This window comes from Pseudomonas sp. LBUM1651 (genome assembly GCF_059716135.1).
Map to the genome: position 1 here is coordinate 3,964,119 of NZ_CP166805.1, position 20,313 is coordinate 3,984,431.

Annotated in this window: 17 protein-coding genes; 6 read left to right on the forward strand and 11 right to left on the reverse strand. The window is 60.7% G+C overall.

The window, feature by feature from the left end; translation table 11 throughout:
- Positions 1-66 precede the first annotated feature (66 nt).
- From ACA066_RS18450 to ACA066_RS18460, 3 genes are all read right to left on the reverse strand, one after another.
- Positions 67-3,744 carry a translocation/assembly module TamB domain-containing protein gene (locus ACA066_RS18450; RefSeq protein WP_497696084.1) on the reverse strand — a complete coding sequence of 1,226 codons (3,678 nt, stop codon included), beginning with the start codon at positions 3,742-3,744 and terminating at the stop codon, positions 67-69.
- On the reverse strand, positions 3,741-5,468 hold the full coding sequence (locus ACA066_RS18455) for an autotransporter assembly complex protein TamA (RefSeq protein WP_497696085.1): 1,728 nt from the start codon (positions 5,466-5,468) through the stop codon (positions 3,741-3,743). The genes ACA066_RS18450 and ACA066_RS18455 overlap by 4 nt, the downstream gene beginning before the upstream one ends.
- A 66-nt stretch (positions 5,469-5,534) precedes the next feature.
- Positions 5,535-6,185 (reverse strand): GNAT family N-acetyltransferase, encoded by a 651-nt coding sequence (locus ACA066_RS18460; protein ID WP_214377235.1) that lies wholly within the window; start codon positions 6,183-6,185, stop codon positions 5,535-5,537.
- 327 nt (positions 6,186-6,512) lie between these two features.
- Here ACA066_RS18460 and xthA point away from each other — a divergent pair, with 327 nt between their 5' ends.
- Both xthA and ACA066_RS18470 read left to right on the forward strand, forming a co-directional pair.
- On the forward strand, positions 6,513-7,325 hold the full coding sequence (gene xthA, locus ACA066_RS18465) for an exodeoxyribonuclease III (RefSeq protein ID WP_461954090.1): 813 nt from the start codon (positions 6,513-6,515) through the stop codon (positions 7,323-7,325).
- Between the two features lie 203 nt (positions 7,326-7,528).
- Complete coding sequence (locus ACA066_RS18470; RefSeq protein WP_497696086.1) at positions 7,529-8,869, forward strand: substrate-binding domain-containing protein; 1,341 nt, start codon at positions 7,529-7,531, stop codon at positions 8,867-8,869.
- 141 nt (positions 8,870-9,010) lie between these two features.
- Here the strand turns inward: ACA066_RS18470 and ACA066_RS18475 are convergent, their stop codons facing one another.
- Positions 9,011-9,529: an ankyrin repeat domain-containing protein gene (locus ACA066_RS18475; protein ID WP_017339632.1), complete on the reverse strand. Its 519-nt coding sequence runs from the start codon at positions 9,527-9,529 to the stop codon at positions 9,011-9,013.
- Positions 9,530-9,625: 96 nt separating this feature from the next.
- A complete protein-coding gene (locus ACA066_RS18480; protein ID WP_497696087.1) occupies positions 9,626-11,464 on the reverse strand; it encodes a long-chain-acyl-CoA synthetase in 1,839 nt (612 codons plus the stop codon).
- Between the two features lie 332 nt (positions 11,465-11,796).
- Here ACA066_RS18480 and ACA066_RS18485 point away from each other — a divergent pair, with 332 nt between their 5' ends.
- The gene (locus ACA066_RS18485) at positions 11,797-12,075 is read left to right on the forward strand and encodes a DUF3509 domain-containing protein (protein ID WP_017339634.1); all 279 of its coding nucleotides are present in this window, start codon (positions 11,797-11,799) and stop codon (positions 12,073-12,075) included.
- 185 nt (positions 12,076-12,260) lie between these two features.
- Here ACA066_RS18485 and mtnC read toward each other — a convergent pair whose 3' ends face one another.
- From mtnC to aroC, 5 genes are read right to left on the reverse strand one after another with little or no spacing between them, the layout of a single operon-like run.
- Complete coding sequence (gene mtnC, locus ACA066_RS18490) at positions 12,261-12,944, reverse strand: acireductone synthase (protein ID WP_497696088.1); 684 nt, start codon at positions 12,942-12,944, stop codon at positions 12,261-12,263.
- Positions 12,945-12,948: 4 nt separating this feature from the next.
- The gene (locus ACA066_RS18495) at positions 12,949-13,494 is read right to left on the reverse strand and encodes a 1,2-dihydroxy-3-keto-5-methylthiopentene dioxygenase (RefSeq protein ID WP_034151296.1); all 546 of its coding nucleotides are present in this window, start codon (positions 13,492-13,494) and stop codon (positions 12,949-12,951) included.
- Positions 13,495-13,506: 12 nt separating this feature from the next.
- Positions 13,507-14,127, reverse strand: coding sequence for a methylthioribulose 1-phosphate dehydratase (locus ACA066_RS18500; RefSeq protein WP_497696089.1), 621 nt, complete (start codon positions 14,125-14,127; stop codon positions 13,507-13,509).
- The gene (locus ACA066_RS18505; protein ID WP_497696090.1) at positions 14,124-15,269 is read right to left on the reverse strand and encodes an MFS transporter; all 1,146 of its coding nucleotides are present in this window, start codon (positions 15,267-15,269) and stop codon (positions 14,124-14,126) included. The genes ACA066_RS18500 and ACA066_RS18505 overlap by 4 nt, the downstream gene beginning before the upstream one ends.
- A 34-nt stretch (positions 15,270-15,303) precedes the next feature.
- A complete protein-coding gene (gene aroC / locus ACA066_RS18510) occupies positions 15,304-16,395 on the reverse strand; it encodes a chorismate synthase (RefSeq protein ID WP_497696091.1) in 1,092 nt (363 codons plus the stop codon).
- A gap of 129 nt (positions 16,396-16,524) precedes the next feature.
- On the opposite strand from aroC, the gene ACA066_RS18515 reads away from it, so the two are divergent.
- Together ACA066_RS18515 and ACA066_RS18520 are read left to right on the forward strand one after the other, a co-directional pair.
- Positions 16,525-17,478, forward strand: coding sequence for an alpha/beta hydrolase (locus tag ACA066_RS18515; RefSeq protein WP_497699915.1), 954 nt, complete (start codon positions 16,525-16,527; stop codon positions 17,476-17,478).
- Positions 17,479-17,576: 98 nt separating this feature from the next.
- Entirely contained in the window at positions 17,577-18,368 is a 792-nt protein-coding gene (locus tag ACA066_RS18520) for a hypothetical protein (protein ID WP_497696092.1), read from the forward strand.
- A 147-nt stretch (positions 18,369-18,515) separates the two neighbouring features.
- On the opposite strand, the gene prmB is transcribed toward ACA066_RS18520, so the two are convergent.
- Positions 18,516-19,424 carry a 50S ribosomal protein L3 N(5)-glutamine methyltransferase gene (gene prmB / locus ACA066_RS18525; protein WP_497696093.1) on the reverse strand — a complete coding sequence of 303 codons (909 nt, stop codon included), beginning with the start codon at positions 19,422-19,424 and terminating at the stop codon, positions 18,516-18,518.
- 239 nt (positions 19,425-19,663) lie between these two features.
- Here prmB and ACA066_RS18530 point away from each other — a divergent pair, with 239 nt between their 5' ends.
- Positions 19,664-20,254 (forward strand): cysteine hydrolase family protein, encoded by a 591-nt coding sequence (locus ACA066_RS18530; protein ID WP_497696094.1) that lies wholly within the window; start codon positions 19,664-19,666, stop codon positions 20,252-20,254.
- The last annotated feature ends 59 nt before the right edge of the window (positions 20,255-20,313 follow it).

Below are 20,313 nucleotides of genomic sequence, written 5' to 3' on the forward strand. Positions count from 1 at the left end.
ATCTGAGGGGGCCGCTGCGCAGCCCAACGGGGGCAAGCCCCCTCGCCACAGGGATCGCGTGGGGTTTTAGAAATCCCGCTTATAGAAGATATCCAGCGAACTGGCCACGCCGCCCGCCGCTTCGAGGTAGACCTTCTTGCTCAGCTTGTAACGCAAGGCAATGGTGTTGGCCGGCTCGAACACGCCTACGCCATAACGCAGGCTGAGCTTTTCGGAGAGGTTGCCGCTGGCGACCACGCTGGTCGTGTTGCCGCTGCCTTCGGTATCGAGCTGGAAATCCTGAATCCCCAGATCACTGGCCAGTTTGCCGGTCATGCCGGAACTGCCCATCAAACCCAGACCGAGCGCGGCCTGCGCCAGCATGTTGTTGTCTTCACCGGTGGTGCTCAGCGGACGCCCCAGCACCAGATAGGACAAGGCCTGTTCCTGACTCATCGCCGGTTCGGAAAAAATCTGCGTGGTCGGCTGCTCGGCGCTGCCGCTCAGGCGAATACCGGCGATGACGTCGTCGGTCTGGCGAATCGCCTCGATGTCGAGATACGGCTGATCGATCGAACCGGCAAACAGCAAGCGCGCCCGACGCACTGTCAACCGCTGGCCATAGGCGCGATAGCGCCCGTCGTTGAGCCACAGCTCGCCGCGGGTGTCCATGTTGTCGCCAATGTGCACATGCCCTTGCAGGTTGGCGGTGAGGCCAAATCCGGCGAAGCTCAGTTTGTCCTCGCCGACCACCACATCGATGTCCATTTTCATCGCCAGCGGCGGTTTGCCCTCTTCGGTTTGCTGACCGATGATCACCGTGTCATCGGACACTTTGACCGTCGACGGCGGCAACTCGCGCACGGTGATTTCACCCCGCGGCACCAGCACTTTGCCGGCGATGGCCAGCTCGTCGCCCTTCATCGAGATCTTCAGGTCCGGCGCCACTTCAAGCTTGGCGTACGGCTCGACCGTGACCGGCAATTGCGTGCCCTTGAGCGCCAGATCCACCACCAGCGCCTGACCCCAGCCGATACTGCCGTTCAGGCTGCCCTGCCCGCTCTTACCGCTTTTCCAGCCACCGTTCAATTGCACGGTTTCACCGGCGATGACTGCTTGAAGCTGCAAGGCTTCAAGGCCCATCGGCAGCTCAGGCCCGGAGATTTCACCCTCGCTGAGCAGCAGGTTGCCGTTCACCAAAGGCGCCATCAGCGTGCCTGCGATCGTGCCGCTGCCATTCAGGCGTCCGGTCAGTTTCTCGACCATCGGCACAAACGGTCGCGCCACGGACAAATCGAGGCCATTGAGACGGAACGCGCCGGTCAGCGGTTTGTTCTTCGGCAGCGGATTGATCTGCGCCTGCACACTCAATTCGCCGAGCTTGCCACCGACGAAGTTGAGGTCGGTGTCGATGCGCTTGGGCGTGAGTTTGCTGGTGAGTTTCAGGGTCTGGTACGGAAAATCCAGCCACTGGTCCTTGTCCTTGATGCGCAAAGTGCCACCGCTGGCATCGAGGCTGATCTGGCCGTTCGGGCCGCTGGCGGGCAGGTCCAGTTGCAGGTCGGCGTTGAGCCGGCCCTTCCAGGCGAAATCCTTCGGCAACCACTGCGCCAGGCTGTCGATCGGGAATTGCTTGAGGTGGTAACGCAGCTTCGGCTCAGGCATCAGGCGCTGGTCTTCACCGCATAGACTGGCCGGCCCTGACATCCAGCAATGGGCACCAAAGTTGATTTTGCCGTCCGCCAGACGCTCGAGTTTCGCCGGACCTTGCAGCTTCCAGTCCTGACCGCCGGCCTGTATATCGCCACTGGCCAGACGCCCACGCCAATTGCCTTTGTCCAGATTGCCGTCGAAGCCGAGGGCCAACTTCAGCTGCGGGCCTTGCAGATCGAGCGCCAGTTTCTGGTTTTTGATATCGCCCTGACCGGTGGCGGTCAGCGTGCCCAGCGAGGTGTCGCCGGCCTGGATGCCGCTGCCTTTGAGGTCGATTTTCGCCCGTTGCGCGCTGTCAAGGGTGGCGTCGAGGTTCAGGCTTTGCAGGCGATTGTCTTCGAAAGCCAATTGCGTGCCCTGCAACCCGAGCTTGCCTTGCGGCGCCTTGAGCGTGCCGGCGACATCAACGCGGCCGTTGAGCTGTCCACGCAATTGCGGCCAGAGCTGTGCCAGGCGCGACAGCTTGATGTCGATCTGGCCGGTGAGTTTCTGTTGCAGGCTGCCCTTGCCGGTGATGCTGTTATCGCCCAGACGGATTTGCAGCGCGCTGAGGTTCCATAGCTCACCGGCACCATCAGCCTTGGCTTGTAGAACGGCCGGTTGGCCGCGCAGCTTGCCCTTCAGATCAAGGTCCGCGTTCAGGCTGAGTTTTTCATTCTTCATCTCACCTTTGCTGCGCAACGGTCCGGCCAGGGTGCCCGGCAACTCCGCGACCCAATACGCCGGGTTGATCGCCGAGAGGTCGAGCGCGGTGTCCCAGGCAATGCCGTCGGCAAATTGCAGGTTCAGGTGCCCTTCGGCCTTGCCCTGCCCGGCTTCGAGCTGGATTTGTTGCAGGTAGATCTTCGTCAGGTCACCGGCGAACGGGCTGCTCAGGCTGAACGCCCCGGCCGGGCCATCCAGTGCAGCCTTGAAGTTGCCGAGGTATTTGCCGTCGGTATAGGAGACTTCACCGTTGAAGCTGCGCAGGGCCACTTCCGGCTCGTCGATCAGCGGATAGAGCCGGTGCCAGGGGAAATCCAGCCAGTCGATTTTCGCCGTGGCGTTCAGGCCTTTGCTCCAGTCCAGTACGCCGGTGAGCTTGAGGCTTTGCTTGTCGTTGGCGGTCAGGTCCAGCGCGGCGATCTGCGCGCCGTTGGCGTCGACCTTGCCTTGCAGCAACAACGCGACCGGGCCTTGCTCGGCGGGCAACGTGGCGTTGCCGCGCAATTGGTAGCCGTTTTTCAGGTCGCCGTCGCCGGTGAGTTCCACTTGATTGAGTTGCAGCGTATCCGGCAGATCGGCGCCGGGTTTGAAGCCGTCGGCGGTGATCCGCACCTTGGCCGGCAGGTTGTCCACCAGCGGCTGCAACTCGCCGGTCAGTTGGCCGTTCAGGTAACCGCTGCTGTCGGCTTTCACGTTCAGGGTTTTCAGCAGGTCGCCGTCAACCTTCAGCGCCAGCGCCCAGGGTTCGGGGGCCGGCAGGGTCAGTTTGCCCTCGGCACTGAGCGGCCAGTTGCCGGTGGGTTGCAGCAGGCCGGACAGGTTCAGGCTCAAGTCGTCGCGTTGCAGCTGCACGGAGTCGATCTGCAACCCCTGTTCGGTCCAGTGCGCCGCCAGTTGCAGGCCTTTGAGTTCTTCGCTGCCGTTGAACAGCAGGCTGCCAATCTGCACGTCGCCCAGTTGGATGGCCAATGGCAACTTCAGGTCCGGCAGCGTGATCGGTCCGCTGCTTTCTTCTTCGGGGCCCGGCGGGAATTGCAGGCTGACCTGGTCGGCCTTCAACTGCTCGATACACAACGTCATGCGCGTCAGGCACAACGGCGACCAGGCGAAAATCACTTTATCCAGCTCAACCCGGCTGGTGTCTTGCTGCCAGATCAAATGGTCGGCGCTCCACTGCCCGCCCAGACGGCCCTGGAAATTCTCGACGGTCAGACCCGGCACAAACCCGAACGCCCAGCGGCTGCCCGTCGCCGTGCCCAGCACCGTGGTCACGGTCAGCAGCACCAGCATCAGCAGCGCCAGAATCGCCAGAATCGCCAGCAGCGTTACTTTCAAACCACGCTTCACAGCTCAGGCCCCATGGAAAAGTGCAGTCGAATGCCGCCGTCGTCGTCCATCGCGTGGGCCAGGTCGAGGCGAATCGGCCCCACCGGCGACACCCAGCGCACGCCGATACCGACGCCGGTCTTGAGATCGGGCAGTTCGAGTTTGTTGAAGGAGTTACCCTGGTCAATGAAGGTCGCGACCCGCCATTTTTCGGCGATGGAATATTGATACTCGACACTGCCGGCAATCATGTAGCGGCCACCGATGCGGTCGCCGTCGGAGTTTTCCGGGGATAGGCTCTGATAGTCATAACCGCGCACGCTCTGATCGCCACCGGCAAAGAAGCGCAGCGACGGTGGCACCGATTTGTAGCCGTTGGTGGCGCTGCCGCCTACCTGCACCCGACCGAGGAAACGGTGTTTATCGAACACTGTGGTCAAGCCTTTCACCAGCGCCGTGCCGTACAGCAGGTTGGTGTCGGAACCCAATCCTTCCTTGGCGACTTTGGTTTCGAATTGCAGGCGATAGCCGTTGTGCGGATCGATGCGGTTGTCGCTTTTCAGGTACGAATAGCTGACGCCGGGCATCAGCAAGGTGCTCAGCCCCGAATCGTCGCCGAGACGATATTCCTCGCGCTGCCATTTCAGCGAAACCACCCGCTGCCAGCCGCTGGGCAACTTGCTGTGCCACTCGGGGCCGAGGGTCAGCAACTTGCTCAGGCTGTCCTTGTCGGCAATTTCTTCACTTTGATAGCCACCGGCGAAGCGCAGTTTGTCGGTCAGTGGCGGGTCGAGCGGAATGTCGTAGAACAGCCCGACGTTTTGGCGTGGTGCCGAGACTTCGGTTTCCCAGCCATAGCTGTGGCCCTGAGGGTTGACCCAGTGCCGGGTCCAGTTGGCCTTGACCCGAGGGCCGACGTCGGTGGAAAAACCCAGACCGAGGCCCATTGTCCGTGGCTTGCGGGTTTCGAGTTTGACGTCCACCGGGATCTCGTCGTTCTTGGACGCCGTTGGCGCGGCATCAACGCGCACGCCTTCAAAGTAGCCGCTCGATTGCAGATTCTGATTCAGCTCAGCGATCAGTTCGGAGTCATAAGGCGCACCCGCCTTGAACGGCACCATGCGTTGCAGCAGTTCTTCGTCGAACGGCGTATCGCCTTCGAAACTGACCTTGCCGAGGGCATAACGCGGGCCGCTTTCATAGATCAGTTCGATGTCGGCAACGCCCGCTCGCGGGTCGACCGACAGCTTCTGCCGAGAGAAGTAGCCACTGAAAAAACCGAAACGCGAAGCCTGGTTCTGGATCAGCCGCTTGGCGTCTTCGTAGCGGCCATGATTAAGCACCGCGCCGGTTTTCAGCGCGTCGCTTTTCGGTACACGAAAGGATTTGAGGGAAGCGGCAGGACCGTCGATGCGAATAGTGACATTGCGCAAATGCACCGGCTCGCCGGGATCGATGTTCAGCACCAGACGCGGCGTCTTGCCACCCTTCACGTCCGTGTCGATCTGCGGCTGGTAATAACCCAGGGCCTGGGCGGCCTTGCGCGCCTGTTCTTCAGCGCCACGACTGAAGCGCAACAAGGCTTCTTCGTCACGATCGCCGAGGCTGCCGATATAGCCTTCTATATTGGCCTTCAGTTCGTCGTTGGACGGTTTGATCCGCACATCCAATTCACTTTGCGCCAGCGCCGCGCAGCTGGTGATCAGCATCAGCACGCCGCTGGTAATTCTTCCTGGAAACTTCATAGGCGCGGATGCTATCACGAGCTTGGGAGCGTGATAGAACCTCGCGTCCCGCGAAAGTTCTACCGTTTATGCCGAGGCGGTTTGCAGCACCTGTGGATTGGCGTGGAAAAACACGTGTTCGCGGATCGGTCCTACGGCGACCTCGCCGATTTCCTCATAACCCTGACGCTTGTAAAACTCCAGATAACGCGGATTCCCGGTATCGAGCACCACACCTTCAGAGTGCTCATCGACCGCGCACCAGTTGTGCACCGCTTGCAACAGCTGCTCACCGAAGTGCTTGCCCTGGAATTGCGGATGAATCCCCAGCAACGGCAGCAGGTGCACCGAGTCGGACGGCACGCACGCCATCACCGCATCGTGGTACTCGAGGTAGCGGCGGGTGCAGCGAAACCCGGTGCTGAGCACCATCCGCAGGCGCCAGGCCCAGCTTTCGGTAATGCCCAGGCGACGTTGCGGTGGCGCGATCAGCGCGATGCCGATCAAGCGGTCGTTGACCAGCAGGCCGATGGCTGGCAAATCCTGAAGAAAGTGTTGTTTGACCAGTTCGCGCACGGTGGCGCGGACCCGCTGTTCATAACCGGGGCGCTCGGCTTCGAAGAGGTAGCCGAAGGTCGGTTCGTGGCGGTAGGCCTGGTACAACAGGGAACGGGCTTCGCGGGAATAGCCGCTGTCGAGCATGTGGATATCGGCGATGGCGGTCGAAGTTTCGGGCATAACGGTAGATCTCCCCGGGACAGCTCAAACGGCTGTGCTCTTATTGGTACGAGCGTTTGGGTGGCTTCACAGTTCCCCAGACAGGTATAGACCAAGTGGAGATCTTCATCGACCGGGCTGCCGCCTTCGCGGGCAAGCCATGCTCCTACAGGTCCTGTGTTTGCCGAATCATTTGGTACGACACGAAACCTGTAGGAGCAAGGCTTGCCCGCGAAGAGGCCGGTGCTGCCAGTAGAGATCTGACAGATCACAGTGAATCCCCTCACCCCACCCTAGCCCCAATCCCACAGGTCAGCTAGCATCGCCCTTTTGCCAGGACTGCCGACCATGAAGATCGTCTCCTTCAACATCAACGGGCTGCGCGCTCGCCCCCATCAGCTGGCGGCGCTGATCGAAAAGCATCAACCCGACGTCATCGGCCTGCAGGAAACCAAAGTCCATGACGACCAGTTCCCGCTGGCCGAGGTTCAGGCGCTGGGCTATCACGTGTATTTCCACGGGCAAAAGGGTCACTACGGTGTCGCCCTGCTCTCGCGCCAGGAACCGCTGGCGCTGCACAAAGGTTTCGTCACCGATGAAGAAGACGCGCAGCGCCGCTTCATCTGGGGCACCTTCGCCGACGCCAATGGCGTGCCGGTGACCATCATGAACGGCTATTTCCCACAGGGCGAAAGCCGCGACCATCCGACCAAGTTCCCGGCCAAGGAACGTTTCTACAACGATCTGCAGCACTTGCTGGAAAGCCAGTTCAACAACGAACAGCCGCTGGTGGTGATGGGCGACGTGAACATTTCTCCGGAAGACTGCGACATCGGCATCGGCCCGGACAACATGAAGCGCTGGCTGAAAACCGGCAAATGCAGCTTCCTGCCGGAAGAACGCGAGTGGATGGCCCGCCTGAAGAACTGGGGCCTGGTGGACAGCTTCCGCCACCTGAACCCGGACGTGGCCGACCGTTTCAGCTGGTTCGACTACCGCAGCCGCGGCTTTGAAGATGAACCCAAGCGCGGGCTGCGGATCGACGTGATCATGGCGTCCCACGGTTTGTTGCCGCGGGTGAAGGATGCCGGCGTGGATTACGAACTGCGCGGGATGGAAAAACCTTCGGATCACGCGCCGATCTGGCTTGAGTTGAGCTGATCCCTACCTGTCGACATAGATCACCTGTAGGAGCGAGCTTGCTCGCGATGAGCCTGAGCCCACTGCGGTGTGTCAGGCCGCCAGCATTATCGTTGACGACCATCGCGAGCAAGCTCGCTCCTACAATGCTGATAACTGTCATCTTTCGGAAACCTTACTGACTTATTCTCCCCGCACTTTCTTTGGCTTTATAAGGTGCCGGCATGACGCTGCGCGTTTTATTCCTGTTAATGCTGTGCGCCGGGCAGCCAGTCACCGCATCGGCCGGTGACTTGCCGACCCCCAAACAGGGTCCGGTGCTGCGCATCCAGGGTTCCAACACCATTGGCGCGGCATTGGGTCCGGCGCTGGTCGAGGGTTTGATGCGCGAGCAAGGCTTGCTCAAGGTCCACAGCGAAGCCCCGGACACTGCCAATGAACTGCGCGTAGTCGGCGAAACCGCGCAGGGTCGCCGGGTCGAGGTGGAAGTCGCGGCCCACGGCTCCAGCACCGGCTTCACCGCCCTGAAAAACGCCACTGCGGACCTTGCCGCCTCTTCGCGCCCGATCAAGGACAGCGAACTGCTGGCCCTGCAATCCCTCGGCGATCTGAAGAGCCCCGGCGCCGAGCAGGTCATCGCCATCGACGGCCTGGCAATCATCCTTCATCCGCAAAACCCGCTGAATCAACTCAACACCGAGCAACTGGCGCGCATCTTCAGCGGCGAAGCCCACACCTGGGAAGAACTCGGCGGCAGCGGCGGAGCGATTCATCTTTACGCGCGGGATGACCAATCGGGCACTTACGACACCTTCAAGGAAGTAGTGCTCAGCCGTCGCGGGAAAACGCTGAACAGCGCAGCGAAACGTTTCGAATCCAGCGAGCAATTGTCCGACGCGGTCAGCCTCGACCCGCAAGGCATCGGCTTCATCGGCCTGCCCTACGTGCGCCAGGCCAAAGCCGTGGCGATCGTCGATGGCCAGTCCCAGGCCATGTTGCCGCTCAACAGCCTGATTGCCACCGAAGACTATCCGCTGTCGCGCCGGCTGTTCTTTTACCTGCCGCCCAACGGCAAAAATCCCTGGGCCGAAGCCTTGGTGGCGTTCGCCCAAAGCAGCAAAGGCCAGGCTATCGTCGCGGCCAACGGGTTTATTGCCCAGACCGTCCAGGCCATGGCCGTCACACCGAATGCGCTGATGCCCGAGGGCTATCAGGCACTCAGCCGCCACGCCCAGCGCCTGAGCGTGAATTTCCGTTTCGAAGAAGGCAACGCGACGCTGGATAACAAGGCCCGGCAGGATCTGACGCGGGTGCTCGATTACATCCGGCAGAACGAGAAGACCAACCGGCAGGTGACGCTGGTAGGGTTTGGCGATGCCAAAAGCGATCCGGCGCGGGCCGACCTGCTGTCGAAACTGCGGGCCATGGCGGTGCGGCGGGAACTGGTGAAAAGCGGCGTGGTGTTTCGCGAGATCCGCGGCTTTGGCGCCGAGATGCCGGTGGCGGCCAACAGTGCGGATGAAGGGCGGATCAAGAATCGGCGGGTTGAGGTTTGGGTGTATTGAATGGCGAAAGGCGAAAGCGTACGCCGATCCCCTGTAGGAGCGAGCTTGCTCGCGATGGACGTTTAGGCAACGCGTTCATTCAGACAGCACGCGTTATCGTTATCGTCCATCGCGAGCAAGCTCGCTCCTACAGGAGCCGAATCAGCCGAGCAGCTTCTCCAACTGCGCCGTGGTATCCACCGCCCCCAACGTCTTGGCCGCATCCAGCGCGGACACGCCATTGGCATCCTTGGCTTTCGGATCAGCCCCCTTGCTGATCAGGTAATCGACGATTTCCACGCGGTTGAACATCGCCGCCATCATCAGCGCCGTGCGACCGTCAAACGACGAGCCTTCCACTTGCGCGCCACCTTCGACCAGCGCCTTGACCACGGCCAGGTCGCCCTTGAACGCTGCGCCGGCAATCGGGCTCTGGCCGTTGTCGTTGCGGATTTCCGGGTCGGCCTTGTGCTCGAGCAGGACTTTCACGGTTTCCACATGGCCGTGGTAAGCGGCCAGCATCAGCAAGGTGTCACCCTTGTGGTTACGCAGGTTCGGCGGCAGGCCTTTGGTCAGCAGCGCAGCCATCATGGCCGCATCGCCCTCGCGCGCCTTGTTGAAGACCTGTTCGGCAAACTCGGCGGCTTCTTCGGGGGTCATCTGGCGGCTTTGATCGGACATTTGAGACTCCACTCACAGTTATTCGCAAAGCCGACAGTTTCCCGAGCGGCCCCGACACTGTCACTTCTTTTTTCTCAAGGCGTGCCATAGCCACATTCAATAGCGGTACTTGCCACCGTGAATGTCCGCCAGCAATTGTTCAGTGACCTGCACGTAAGTCTCGGTCCCCGGCAACCAGGCGTAGATCGGATCATCTCCGGTTTTGCCTGGGTCGAAGGCTTCATCCTTGAGCCGGGTCTTCTGGTATTTGAAGGTGCCCGTGGTTTCCATTTTCACTTTCACCCGCAGGAACAACGGCACCGCATACGCCGGCATGTGCTCGCGGGCGAAGGCCAGCAGCTCGCTGAAATCCAGGGTTGCCAGGGATTCGGCGGGTGTGATCGCCGCCATCCCGGCGCGCCCGTTGGTGTTGCGCACTTCTACGCCATAGGCCACGGCTTCGGAAATGTTCGGGTGCTGCAGCAGGATGTTCTCGACTTCGGTGGTCGAGACGTTTTCACCCTTCCAGCGGTAGGTGTCACCGAGGCGATCGACGAACTGCGCATGGCCAAAACCGATATTGCGCAGCAGGTCGCCGGTATTGAAGTAACGGTCACCCTTTTCGAACACGTCGTGGAGCACGACTTTTTCGGTCTTCTGTGGATCGGTGTAGCCGTCCAGTGGCGCCTTGTCGTCGATCTTCGCCAGCAACAGCCCCTGCTCGCCCTTGGCCACCTTGCGCATGAAGCCTTTGGCATCACGCGTTGGCGCACCGCTGTCGTGGTCGTAGGCCGCCAGTTCCCAGGACATCAGGGAAAAACCGACGGTGTTGTCGAAGTTGAGAATGTTGGTGAAGCCGATATTGCCGTCGCTGGCGGCGTACAACTCGCAGATGTGGTTCACGCCAAAGCGCGTCTTGAATTCGCGCCACGCACCGGGGCGCAGGCCGTTGCCGATCATTTTCGTCACGCCGTGCCGGTTGTCGTCGGCGCTCGGCGGCTGATCGACGAGGTAGCGGCACAACTCACCGACGTAACCGAGGGTGGTCGCCCGGTAGTTGCGCACATCGCTCCAGAACTGACTGGCGCTGAACTTGCGGCGAATGGCAAACCCCGACGCCCCGCTGATGGCCGAGCCCCAGCACACGCACAGCCCGGTGGCGTGATAGAGCGGCAACGTGCAATAGACGATGTCTTCGGGGCGCATGTCCAGCGCGATCAAGCCAAAGCTCGCGGAGCTGCGCATCCAGCGGCCATGCTTGAACACGCCGGCCTTGGGCAATCCGGTGGTGCCCGAGGTGTAGATATAGAAACACGGGTCGTCGAGAAAAACCTGCTGGCTGCTGGCGGGGTTGTCGCTGGGGCTGTCCGCCGTCGCCGACATCAGGTTGATGAAGCCGTCGGGCGCAATGCCCGGTTGGTTGTAAGTGTCTCGGTCGGCGACAAACCAGGTGCGCGCCGCGTCGATCGAAACCCGCTCGCGCACCACCGAAAACGCCGGGACCAGCTCCTCACCGACGATGATCGCCGCAGGCGCCACCAGGTTCAGGCTATGGGCCAGGGTATCGCGAGTCTGCGAGGTGTTGAGCAAGGCGCTGATCGCGCCGACCTTGGCCACCGCCAGGATCGTCACCATCAGCTCCGGACGATTCTCGATGAAGACCGCCACCACGTCGCCCTTGCGGATGCCTTGGGCAATCAAGTGATGGGCAATGCGGTTGGCCCACTGATTGACTTGTGAATAGCTGAGTTTCACGGCGCCCTGCAGCAACGCCGGACCCTCGGGATTGCGCAACGTTGCCTGCTCGAAGCTCCAGCCGAGGCCACACGGTTGGGTCGGGTCCTTGACGTTGGCGGCCTTCATGCCCTTCACCACCCGCGGGATGGCCTTGGCAATCGAAGGCAGCTTGCGGAGCATCATGCCCCAGGTGATCGTGTCGTTCGTCGTGCGGCTCATGGTGATTCCCGTGCGATTTTTTATTGTCGGGCGACGGTGATTGGGCCCGAAAATACGTCAACGGTTCTTGAGCTGTACACGCGGTTTTTGAAATGTTTTGTATCCGCGCCGACATGGTGATCGCCGAGGTGTTGATTGGTTCCATGCAATCGACTCCAACCTCGCAAAATGCAGGATGCACGATGGCCATTCATGCAGATTGCACGAAAACAAAAAATCGACTAAAAATTAACTTGTTGATTTATAACGATTTTTAAAAATTCAGGTGCTGGCACAATCACTGCAACTACCTCTGCATGCTTGCCATTCAAGAGCTTACGGAGCTGATAGACATGAACCTGATCCAAGAAAAATTTTCGTCCCTGTTCTCCAACTTCGAAGTGACCACCCAGCCTCGTCCGGACGGCGGCATTCTGCTGACCCTGCGCAGCACCGAAGGCAAAGTGTTCAAACGCTCGATTTCCTACCAGCAATTGCATGCCGGTGATCAGCTGTCGTGGGTGATCAGCGCCATCCGCCGTGACCTGGCTGAACAGGCCAGCGAACTGCCGCAGATTTCCATGCTGCAGAGCCAGCAGCGGTTCGCACTGCCGACTTATCATTCGGCGTAAATTGTTTTAACGCTGCAAACAAACAGGCCGTGAAAGCTTTCGCTTCACGGCCTGAGTTGTTTCTGAAGCTGCACCCATCCCCTGTAGGAGCCGAGCTTGCTCGCGATGGCGGTGTGTCAGGCGACATTCATGTTGACTGACAGGCCGCCATCGCGAGCAAGCTCGGCTCCTACAGGTTATGTGGGTTATAGGGTGGACGGGGCAATCCGCGCAAAGCTGTCGACGGTCAGATGCCCCGCCAACTCCCCGCCTTCACGGGCCAGGCCACACGTCGCCATACCCGCCGTACGCGCCGCATCCAGCTCTTCGACGATATCGGACAGAAACAAAATCTGCGAAGCCTCAAAACCAATCGCCTGGGTAATGCGCTGGTAAGACTGCGCCTCACGCTTGGGTCCCGAGGTGGTGTCGAAATAGCCGCTGAACAGCGGCGACAAATCCCCCGCCTCCGAGCAGCCGAAAATCAGCTTCTGCGCCTGAATCGAACCGGAGGAGTAAACAAACAGTTTGAACCCCTCCTGATGCCAGCGCTTCAGCGCTTCGACGGCGTCCGGGTACACGTGGCCTTTCAACTGCCCGGCCTGATAGCCCTGCGCCCAGACCATGCCTTGCAACGCCTTGAGCGGCGTGGCTTTGCGGTCTTCGGCGATCCAGCCCAGGAGGATCTCGATAACGCGCTCGACGTCCGCGTCCGGCTCATTGTTGTCCCGGCGCACGGCGGTCAGTTGCTCGGCCACATCGGCGCGCGTGGCGTGCTGGCGAACGAAGTCCGGCAGGTGTCTGGCGGCATACGGAAACAGCACGTCGAACACAAAACTCACCGCGCTGGTGGTGCCTTCGATGTCGGTGAGAATCGCTTTGATCGGCATCGGCTCAGTCCTCAAGACGCGGGAAGCGGCTGGCGATGTCTTCGCCGGTGAAATTGGCCACCCAGCCTTCAGGATTGTTGAACAGACGAATGGCGACGAAATGCGGATGCTCGCCCATGTCGAACCAGTGCGGCGTGCCGGCCGGCACCGAGATCAGGTCGTTCTTCTCGCACAGCACGGCGTACACGTAATCGTCGATGTGCAGGGTGAACAAGCCACGGCCGGCGACGAAAAATCTTACTTCGTCTTCGCCATGGCGGTGTTCGTCGAGAAACTTGGCGCGCAGCTCGGCTTTTTGCGGGTGGTCGCTGTTCAGGCTGATCACATCGACGGTGATGTAGCCGCGCTCGGTCATGAGTTTGTCGATTTGCTCCTGATACGCGGCGATCACCTCTTCCTGGCTGGCGCCCGGCTGGATTTTCGCCGCCGCTTGCCAACGGTCGAAGCGCACGCCCTGCTCGGCCAGGGTCGAGGCGATGTCTTCGAAATGGGTCAGCACCTTGTTCGGAATGTCAGGGCTTGAGACGTGGTAAACGGACAGGCTGCTCATCAGGGCAACTCCTTAACGGTTCAAGAGAGCGCGCGTCTTCAACTCGCACTCGAACAAAAATTCAAAGGCCTCGATCTGCCGCAGCGCATCGCTCATGCGCGCACCCCAGGTGTAGAGGCCATGACCGCGGATCAGATAGCCGACGCAATCGGGATGGGCTTCCAGCCAAGGCTGCACCTCGGCGGCGAGCCGCGCAATGTCCTGATCGTTGTCGAAAATCGGCACACGCACCCGGGATTCGTGGGTGGATACGCCGCTGAAGGCTTTTTGCAGTTCGTAGTCTTCGAACTCGATGAAATCTTCTGGCGTCAGGCGCGACAGCACCGTGGCGTTCACCGAATGGGTGTGCAGCACCGCGCCGATTTCCGGACGCCAGCTGTAGAGCTGGGTGTGCAGCAAGGTTTCGGCGGACGGCTTCTTGCCCGGCTCCAGGCTATTGCCGGACAGATCCGTGGCCAGCACATCATCGAGGCCCAACTGGCCTTTGTGCTTGCCGGACACGGTCAGCAAGGCTTCGGTCGGCGACAGACGGGTCGAATAGTTGCTGCTGGTGGCCGGCGACCAGCCGCGGCCATACAGAAAACGCCCGGCGTCGATGATTTCCTGGGCGAGGTGTTCACGGGTAAGGCTCATGGCCTGTCCTCTTGCATACGTGTGGCAATGATAACGGCAGCGGCGAAGGCTGCGAGACTGGCAATACTAAAGGTGAACGTGGCCCCGAGGGCATTCCAGCTGTAGCCGGAGTACAACGCGCCCAGTGCGCCGCCGGTGCCGGCCAGCGCGGCGTACAACGCCTGGCCCTGTCCTTGCTGGCGCGCACCGAAGCTACGTTGCACGAATTGGATGGCAGCCGCGTGAAAGCTGCCAAATGTCGCGGCGTGCAGCACTTGGGCAAACAGCAGCACCCAGACAAATTCGGCAAACGAACCCAGCAATAACCAGCGCAGTGCCGCCAGCAGAAAACTCGCCAGCAGTACGCGGCGCACCGAGAAGCGCGCAAGGATCTTGCTCATGGCCAGAAACATCAAGACTTCCGCCACCACGCCGAGCGCCCAGAGCATGCCGATCAATCCACGGCTGTAACCCAATCGCTCAAGGTGCAAGGTCAGAAAGGTGTAATACGGGCCATGGCTCATCTGCATCAGCGCCACACAACCGTAGAACGCCAATACGCCGGGGTTGCGCATCTGCTTGAGAAATCCGTCTCCCGTGATTCGCTCACCCTGAACCGGTTGGGCGTTCGGCACCCACAGGCTGCTGACCACGATCCCGGCCATGATCAGCACCAGCGCCACCGGGTAAATGTCGAGGCTGAGCCATTCGAACAACCGGCCCAGCGCAACCACGGTGATGATGAAGCCGATGGAGCCCCACAAACGAATTTGGCTGTAGCGCTGCGTCTGGCCCTTCAGATGCGCGAGGGTGATGACTTCGAACTGCGGCAACACCGCGTGCCAGAAAAACGCATGTAACGCCATGACCATCACCAGCCAGGCGTAGGACTTGCTGACGAAAATCAGCGAAAACGTAATCAACGTGCAGACCGCGCCGAAACGCACGATGGCCAGGCGCCGGCCGGTGTAGTCACCGAGCCAGCCCCAGATGTTCGGCGCGACACAACGCATCAGCATCGGGATCGCCACCAGCTCGCCGATTCGCGCGCTGGAAAAACCCAGGTGATCGAAGTACAGCGCCAGAAACGGCGCTGTCGAACCGAGCAAGGCGAAATAGAACAGATAGAAACTGGAGAGCCGCCAGTACGGGAGCGCCGCCACGGCCGTCAGGCCGCTGCGGCGTAAAGGTCAGCCATCAAAGCTGACCCAGCACCGGCGTGCTCACGCGCACATCGGCGTTTTGCCCGCGGTGACGCAGCAGGTGATCCATCAGCACGATGGCCATCATTGCTTCGGCAATCGGCGTGGCGCGGATGCCGACACACGGGTCGTGGCGACCTTTGGTGACGACTTCCACCGAATTGCCATGGATGTCGATGGAACGGCCCGGCGTGGTGATGCTGGAGGTCGGCTTCAACGCGAGGTGCGCGACGATCGGCTGACCGGACGAGATACCGCCCAAAATGCCACCCGCGTTGTTGCTGAGGAAACCTTCCGGCGTCATTTCATCGCGATGTTCGGTGCCGCGCTGGGCAACGCTGGCGAAACCGGCGCCGATTTCCACGCCTTTGACCGCGTTGATGCTCATCAGCGCATGGGCCAGTTCGGCGTCGAGGCGGTCGAAGATCGGCTCGCCGAGGCCTGGCATCACGCCTTCGGCGACCACGGTGATCTTCGCACCAACCGAATCCTGGTCGCGGCGCAGTTGGTCCATATAGGCTTCCAGTTCTGGCACCTTGTCCGGATCAGGGCTGAAAAAGGCATTCTCTTCCACCGAATCCCAGGTCTTGAACGGGATTTCGATCGGGCCGAGCTGGCTCATGTACCCCCGAATGACGATGCCCTGGGTGGCCAGGTACTTCTTGGCAATCGCGCCAGCCGCCACGCGCATGGCGGTTTCCCGCGCCGAGCTGCGACCGCCGCCGCGATAATCGCGTTCGCCGTACTTGTGGTGATAGGTGTAGTCGGCGTGGGCCGGGCGGAACAGATCCTTGATCGCCGAGTAGTCCTTGGACTTCTGGTCGGTGTTGCGGATCAACAGGCCGATCGAGCAACCGGTGGTGCGGCCTTCGAAAATGCCGGAGAGGATTTCGACTTCGTCCGCTTCCTGACGCTGCGTAGTGTGGCGGCTGGTGCCGGGCTTGCGGCGATCGAGGTCGCGCTGCAAATCCTCCAGGGAAATCTCCAGACCCGGCGGGCAGCCGTCGACAATGGCGACCAACGCCGGACCATGGCTTTCGCCTGCGGTGGTGACAGTGAACAGCTTGCCGTAGGTATTGCCGGACATGCAGGACGCTCCGTGAAATGAACCTGAATACGTAATGCGCGCCAGTATACGCAGGCTACCCAAGTAGTTCATCCTCGAACCTTATGGGTGCCCGCGAGTCCAACCGGCACCTTTGTGAATGACGGCGTGATGATGCTGCGAGTTTTAGCCTTGAGCCTTACCTTGTTTACCGGCTTTGTACAGGCCACTGTCCTGCAACGGCCGATCACGCTGGATACCGGCACCGGAGAGCTTTTCGGCTCGTTGTTGCTGCCGAAATCCGACAAACCCGTGCCGGTTGTCCTGATCATTTCCGGCTCCGGTCCTACGGATCGCGACGGCAATAATCCCGACGGCGGGCGCAACGACAGCCTCAAGCGCCTCGCCTGGGTGCTGGCCAAACACAACATCGCCAGCGTGCGTTACGACAAGCGCGGCGTGGCGGCGAGCCTCGCAGCGACCCCGGATGAACGCAATCTGTCGGTTGAGGCCTATGTGGCCGACGCCGAAGCCTGGGGCCAGAAGCTCAAAGCCGATCCGCGATTCGGCCCACTGATTCTGTTGGGCCACAGCGAAGGCGCGCTGATCGCCAGCCTCGCGGCACCGACCGTCGATGCCGCGGCGGTGATTTCCATGTCCGGCAGCGCCCGGCCGATCGATCAGGTGTTGCGCCAGCAACTGGGCAATCGCCTGCCGCCGCCGCTGATGCTGCGCAGCAACGAATTGCTGGACAGCCTCAAGGCCGGCCGCACCGACGACAATGTGCCGCCGCAGTTGCAGGTAATTTTCCGCCCGAGTGTGCAGCCGTACCTGATTTCGCTGTTCCGCCAAGACCCGGCGGCGGCGTTCGCCAAATTGAAAATGCCGGCGTTGATCATTCAGGGCAGCAATGACATTCAGGTCGGTGTCGATGACGCCAGGCTGCTCAAGGCCGCCAAACCCGACGCCGAACTGGCACTGATCGACGGCATGAACCACGTCATGCGCATCGTGCCCAACGACGTCAAACGGCAATTGGCCTCTTATAAAGATCCGCAATTGCCGCTGGCCGCCGAGCTGGGCACGCGAATCCTCGGGTTTATTGACGGACTTCGCTCCAGTTAAGCTCTTTTGCCCTCCAGTACTGAAAAAAACGGCCGATAAGCCTTTGTCGCCAGCGTTATGACTGGCGACAAGCTGAGCTTGGACAGGATCTCGCCGTTATGACTGATACCCCGACTTCACCCGACACCACCGCTGAAAAAGACGCACCGCCAGCGGTCGAGCTGCCGTGGGCGGACGTCCACGTCGAGCACCACAAGATGCTCCGTCTGGCGCCGTTGCAGACCGATCGCAACACCGGCGGGCGGCCATTGCGCTTTGTCGAATTCGGCTACGCCGAACGCAACGACAAGCAACACAGCCTGTTGCGCATGAACATTTCGCTGCCCGGCCAGCGGGTGCGCAAGGAACAGAACCACCTCGACGTGTGGGTCGATCACGCCAGCAAACGCGTGCATTTCGGGCCGGACAGCGGTTTGCAGATCGAACCAATGAACCGTGGCATCGGGCGCTACATGGCGGCCCAGGGCATTACCTGGGCGAAAAAGCGCTGGCCCGGCTACACCGTCGACGGCACCGACCTGAACAACAAGGACGCGCTGAACGAAGACACGCGCCTGCGCCGCGATCATTTTCTGAAAGCGCATGGTTTTGAGGTGGCGTATGCCGATGCCCAGCATTTGAAGGGCAGCGTCAAAGAGGTGCAGGTCGGCGACCTGCTGGCCGACTGGAACAGCGAGAAGCTGCAACAGGTGGAAATTCTCGAAGCGGCGCAGATGCTCCAACAGGCTGAGCAGAATCTGGCCGAGCAGGAAGTAAAGCTGAAGAAGCACGAGGAAAAGGTCAGCAAGTACAAGCGTGAAGACGCGGGGCTGCGTTTCACCATTACATGCCTGGTGGCGTTTGCGGTGTTTCAGGCGGGGTTGTTGATCTGGATTGCGACGCACCGCTGAAGGCTTGAGATCGCGGCGCGGCCGTTCTTTGTAGGAGCGAGCTTGCTCGCGATGGACCTGAGCGCGACGCGTTTTTCCAGTAAACACGCGTTATCGTTGACGTCCATCGCGAGCAAGCTCGCTCCTACAAGGGATAGCGTCCTTGAGTCAGACGCGGGACGCGAACAACGCCTGATGCTCGCGGCACTGCTCGGCGCTCAACATGAACACGCCATGCCCACCGCGCTCGAAATCGAGCCAGGCGAAGTCGACTTCCGGGTACAACGCGTCAACGTGAACCTGGCTATTGCCCACTTCGACAATCAGCAAGCCCTTCTCGGTCAGGTGATCCGCCGCTTCGGCGAGCATGCGGCGCACCAGGTTCAAACCATCATCGCCACAGGCCAGGCCCAACTCGGGTTCGTGCTGGTACTCCTGCGGCATGTCGGCGAAGTCTTCGGCATCGACGTAAGGCGGGTTCGACACGATCAGGTCGAAACGCTGCCCCGGCAAACCGTCGAAACCATCGCCCTGAACCGTGTACACACGCTCATCGGCGCCATGACGCTCGATATTCTTGTTGGCCACTTCCAGCGCTTCGAACGACAGGTCGGCCAGCACCACTTCGGCGTTCTGGAACTCATAGGCACACGCGATACCGATGCAACCGGAGCCGGTGCACAGGTCGAGAATCCGCGCAGGTTCGGCGCCGAGCCACGGCTCGAAACGCTTTTCGATCAGCTCGCCAATCGGTGAACGCGGGATCAACACACGCTCGTCGACAATGAACGACATGCCGCAGAACCAGGCCTCGCCCAGCAGGTAAGCGGTCGGGATGCGTTCTTCGATACGACGCTTGAGCATGCGTTGCAGTCTGACCACCTCGTCCTCTTCGAGGTTACAGTCGAGGTAACTGTCAGCAATTTCCCACGGCAGGTGCAACGCACCCAACACCAGTTGACGGGCTTCGTCCCAAGCGTTGTCGGTCCCATGGCCGAAAAACAGATCCTCCCCATGGAAGTGGCTGACGGCCCAACGGATATGGTCGCGCAGGGTACGAAGTCGGGAAGTGATCACGGGGGCAAACTCCAAAAAAAACGACTGGCGATTCTAACAGCCAAAACGCGCCACGACGACGCAGGAAAAACATCGGCCCCGATGTAGGACGCATCCATTTTTCGCGCTGGCTATTGAACAAAACGAGTATCTTGACAACGCTACGGGCCAGCAACGACGGCCCCTGCGATGGTAGCGATTCACAGAAGCGCTCAGCCAGAGGACAATGTCGCAAAAGCCCCACTCCAAGGAGCCCCAGAATGTCCGTTCCAAAAACGATGTTTCAACTCAGCGGCCGCGGTTATGCAGCAGCCAATCTGGGCCATGCGACCCTGGTTATCATCGACGCCCAGAAAGAATACCTCAGCGGCCCCCTGGCCCTGGTCGGCATGGATACTGCCGTCGCGAACATCAAGCAACTGGTGAGCGCTGCCCGCGCCGCCGGCCGGCCGATCGTGCATGTGCGTCACCTTGGCACCGTCGGCGGGCTGTTCGACCCGCAAGGCGAACGCGGCGAATTCATCCCGGGCCTGGAACCACAGGCCGACGAAACCATCATCGGCAAACTGCTGCCGAGTGCGTTTCACGGCACCGAACTGCTGGAGCGCCTGCAGAATCTCGGTTCGCTGGACCTGATCGTGTGCGGTTTCATGAGCCATTCCAGCGTCAGCACCACCGTTCGCGCCGCGAAAAACCTGGGCTTTCGTTGCACCCTGGTTGAAGACGCTTGCGCAACGCGGGATTTGCCCTACAAGGGCGGCGTGTTGAGCGCAGACCACGTTCAACAGACCGAAATGGCGATCATGGCGGACAACTTCGCCACCCTCGCCCTGACCCACGATCTGATCTAATTGACGCTTGATGAGCGGTTCATGCCGCCGCTCATCCGCAAAAGCCTCTCATTAGCTGT

Excerpts from the sequence above, each read along its gene's own strand:
- ACA066_RS18455 (WP_497696085.1), bottom strand. The coding sequence starts at position 5,468 with ATGAAGTTTCCAGGAAGAATTACCAGCGGCGTGCTGATGCTGATCACC.
- ACA066_RS18460 (WP_214377235.1), bottom strand. The coding sequence starts at position 6,185 with ATGCCCGAAACTTCGACCGCCATCGCCGATATCCACATGCTCGACAGC.
- xthA (WP_461954090.1), top strand. The coding sequence starts at position 6,513 with ATGAAGATCGTCTCCTTCAACATCAACGGGCTGCGCGCTCGCCCCCAT.
- ACA066_RS18470 (WP_497696086.1), top strand. The coding sequence starts at position 7,529 with ATGACGCTGCGCGTTTTATTCCTGTTAATGCTGTGCGCCGGGCAGCCA.
- ACA066_RS18475 (WP_017339632.1), bottom strand. The coding sequence starts at position 9,529 with ATGTCCGATCAAAGCCGCCAGATGACCCCCGAAGAAGCCGCCGAGTTT.
- ACA066_RS18480 (WP_497696087.1), bottom strand. The coding sequence starts at position 11,464 with ATGAGCCGCACGACGAACGACACGATCACCTGGGGCATGATGCTCCGC.
- ACA066_RS18485 (WP_017339634.1), top strand. The coding sequence starts at position 11,797 with ATGAACCTGATCCAAGAAAAATTTTCGTCCCTGTTCTCCAACTTCGAA.
- mtnC (WP_497696088.1), bottom strand. The coding sequence starts at position 12,944 with ATGCCGATCAAAGCGATTCTCACCGACATCGAAGGCACCACCAGCGCG.
- ACA066_RS18495 (WP_034151296.1), bottom strand. The coding sequence starts at position 13,494 with ATGAGCAGCCTGTCCGTTTACCACGTCTCAAGCCCTGACATTCCGAAC.
- ACA066_RS18500 (WP_497696089.1), bottom strand. The coding sequence starts at position 14,127 with ATGAGCCTTACCCGTGAACACCTCGCCCAGGAAATCATCGACGCCGGG.
- aroC (WP_497696091.1), bottom strand. The coding sequence starts at position 16,395 with ATGTCCGGCAATACCTACGGCAAGCTGTTCACTGTCACCACCGCAGGC.
- ACA066_RS18515 (WP_497699915.1), top strand. The coding sequence starts at position 16,525 with ATGATGCTGCGAGTTTTAGCCTTGAGCCTTACCTTGTTTACCGGCTTT.
- ACA066_RS18520 (WP_497696092.1), top strand. The coding sequence starts at position 17,577 with ATGACTGATACCCCGACTTCACCCGACACCACCGCTGAAAAAGACGCA.
- ACA066_RS18530 (WP_497696094.1), top strand. The coding sequence starts at position 19,664 with ATGTCCGTTCCAAAAACGATGTTTCAACTCAGCGGCCGCGGTTATGCA.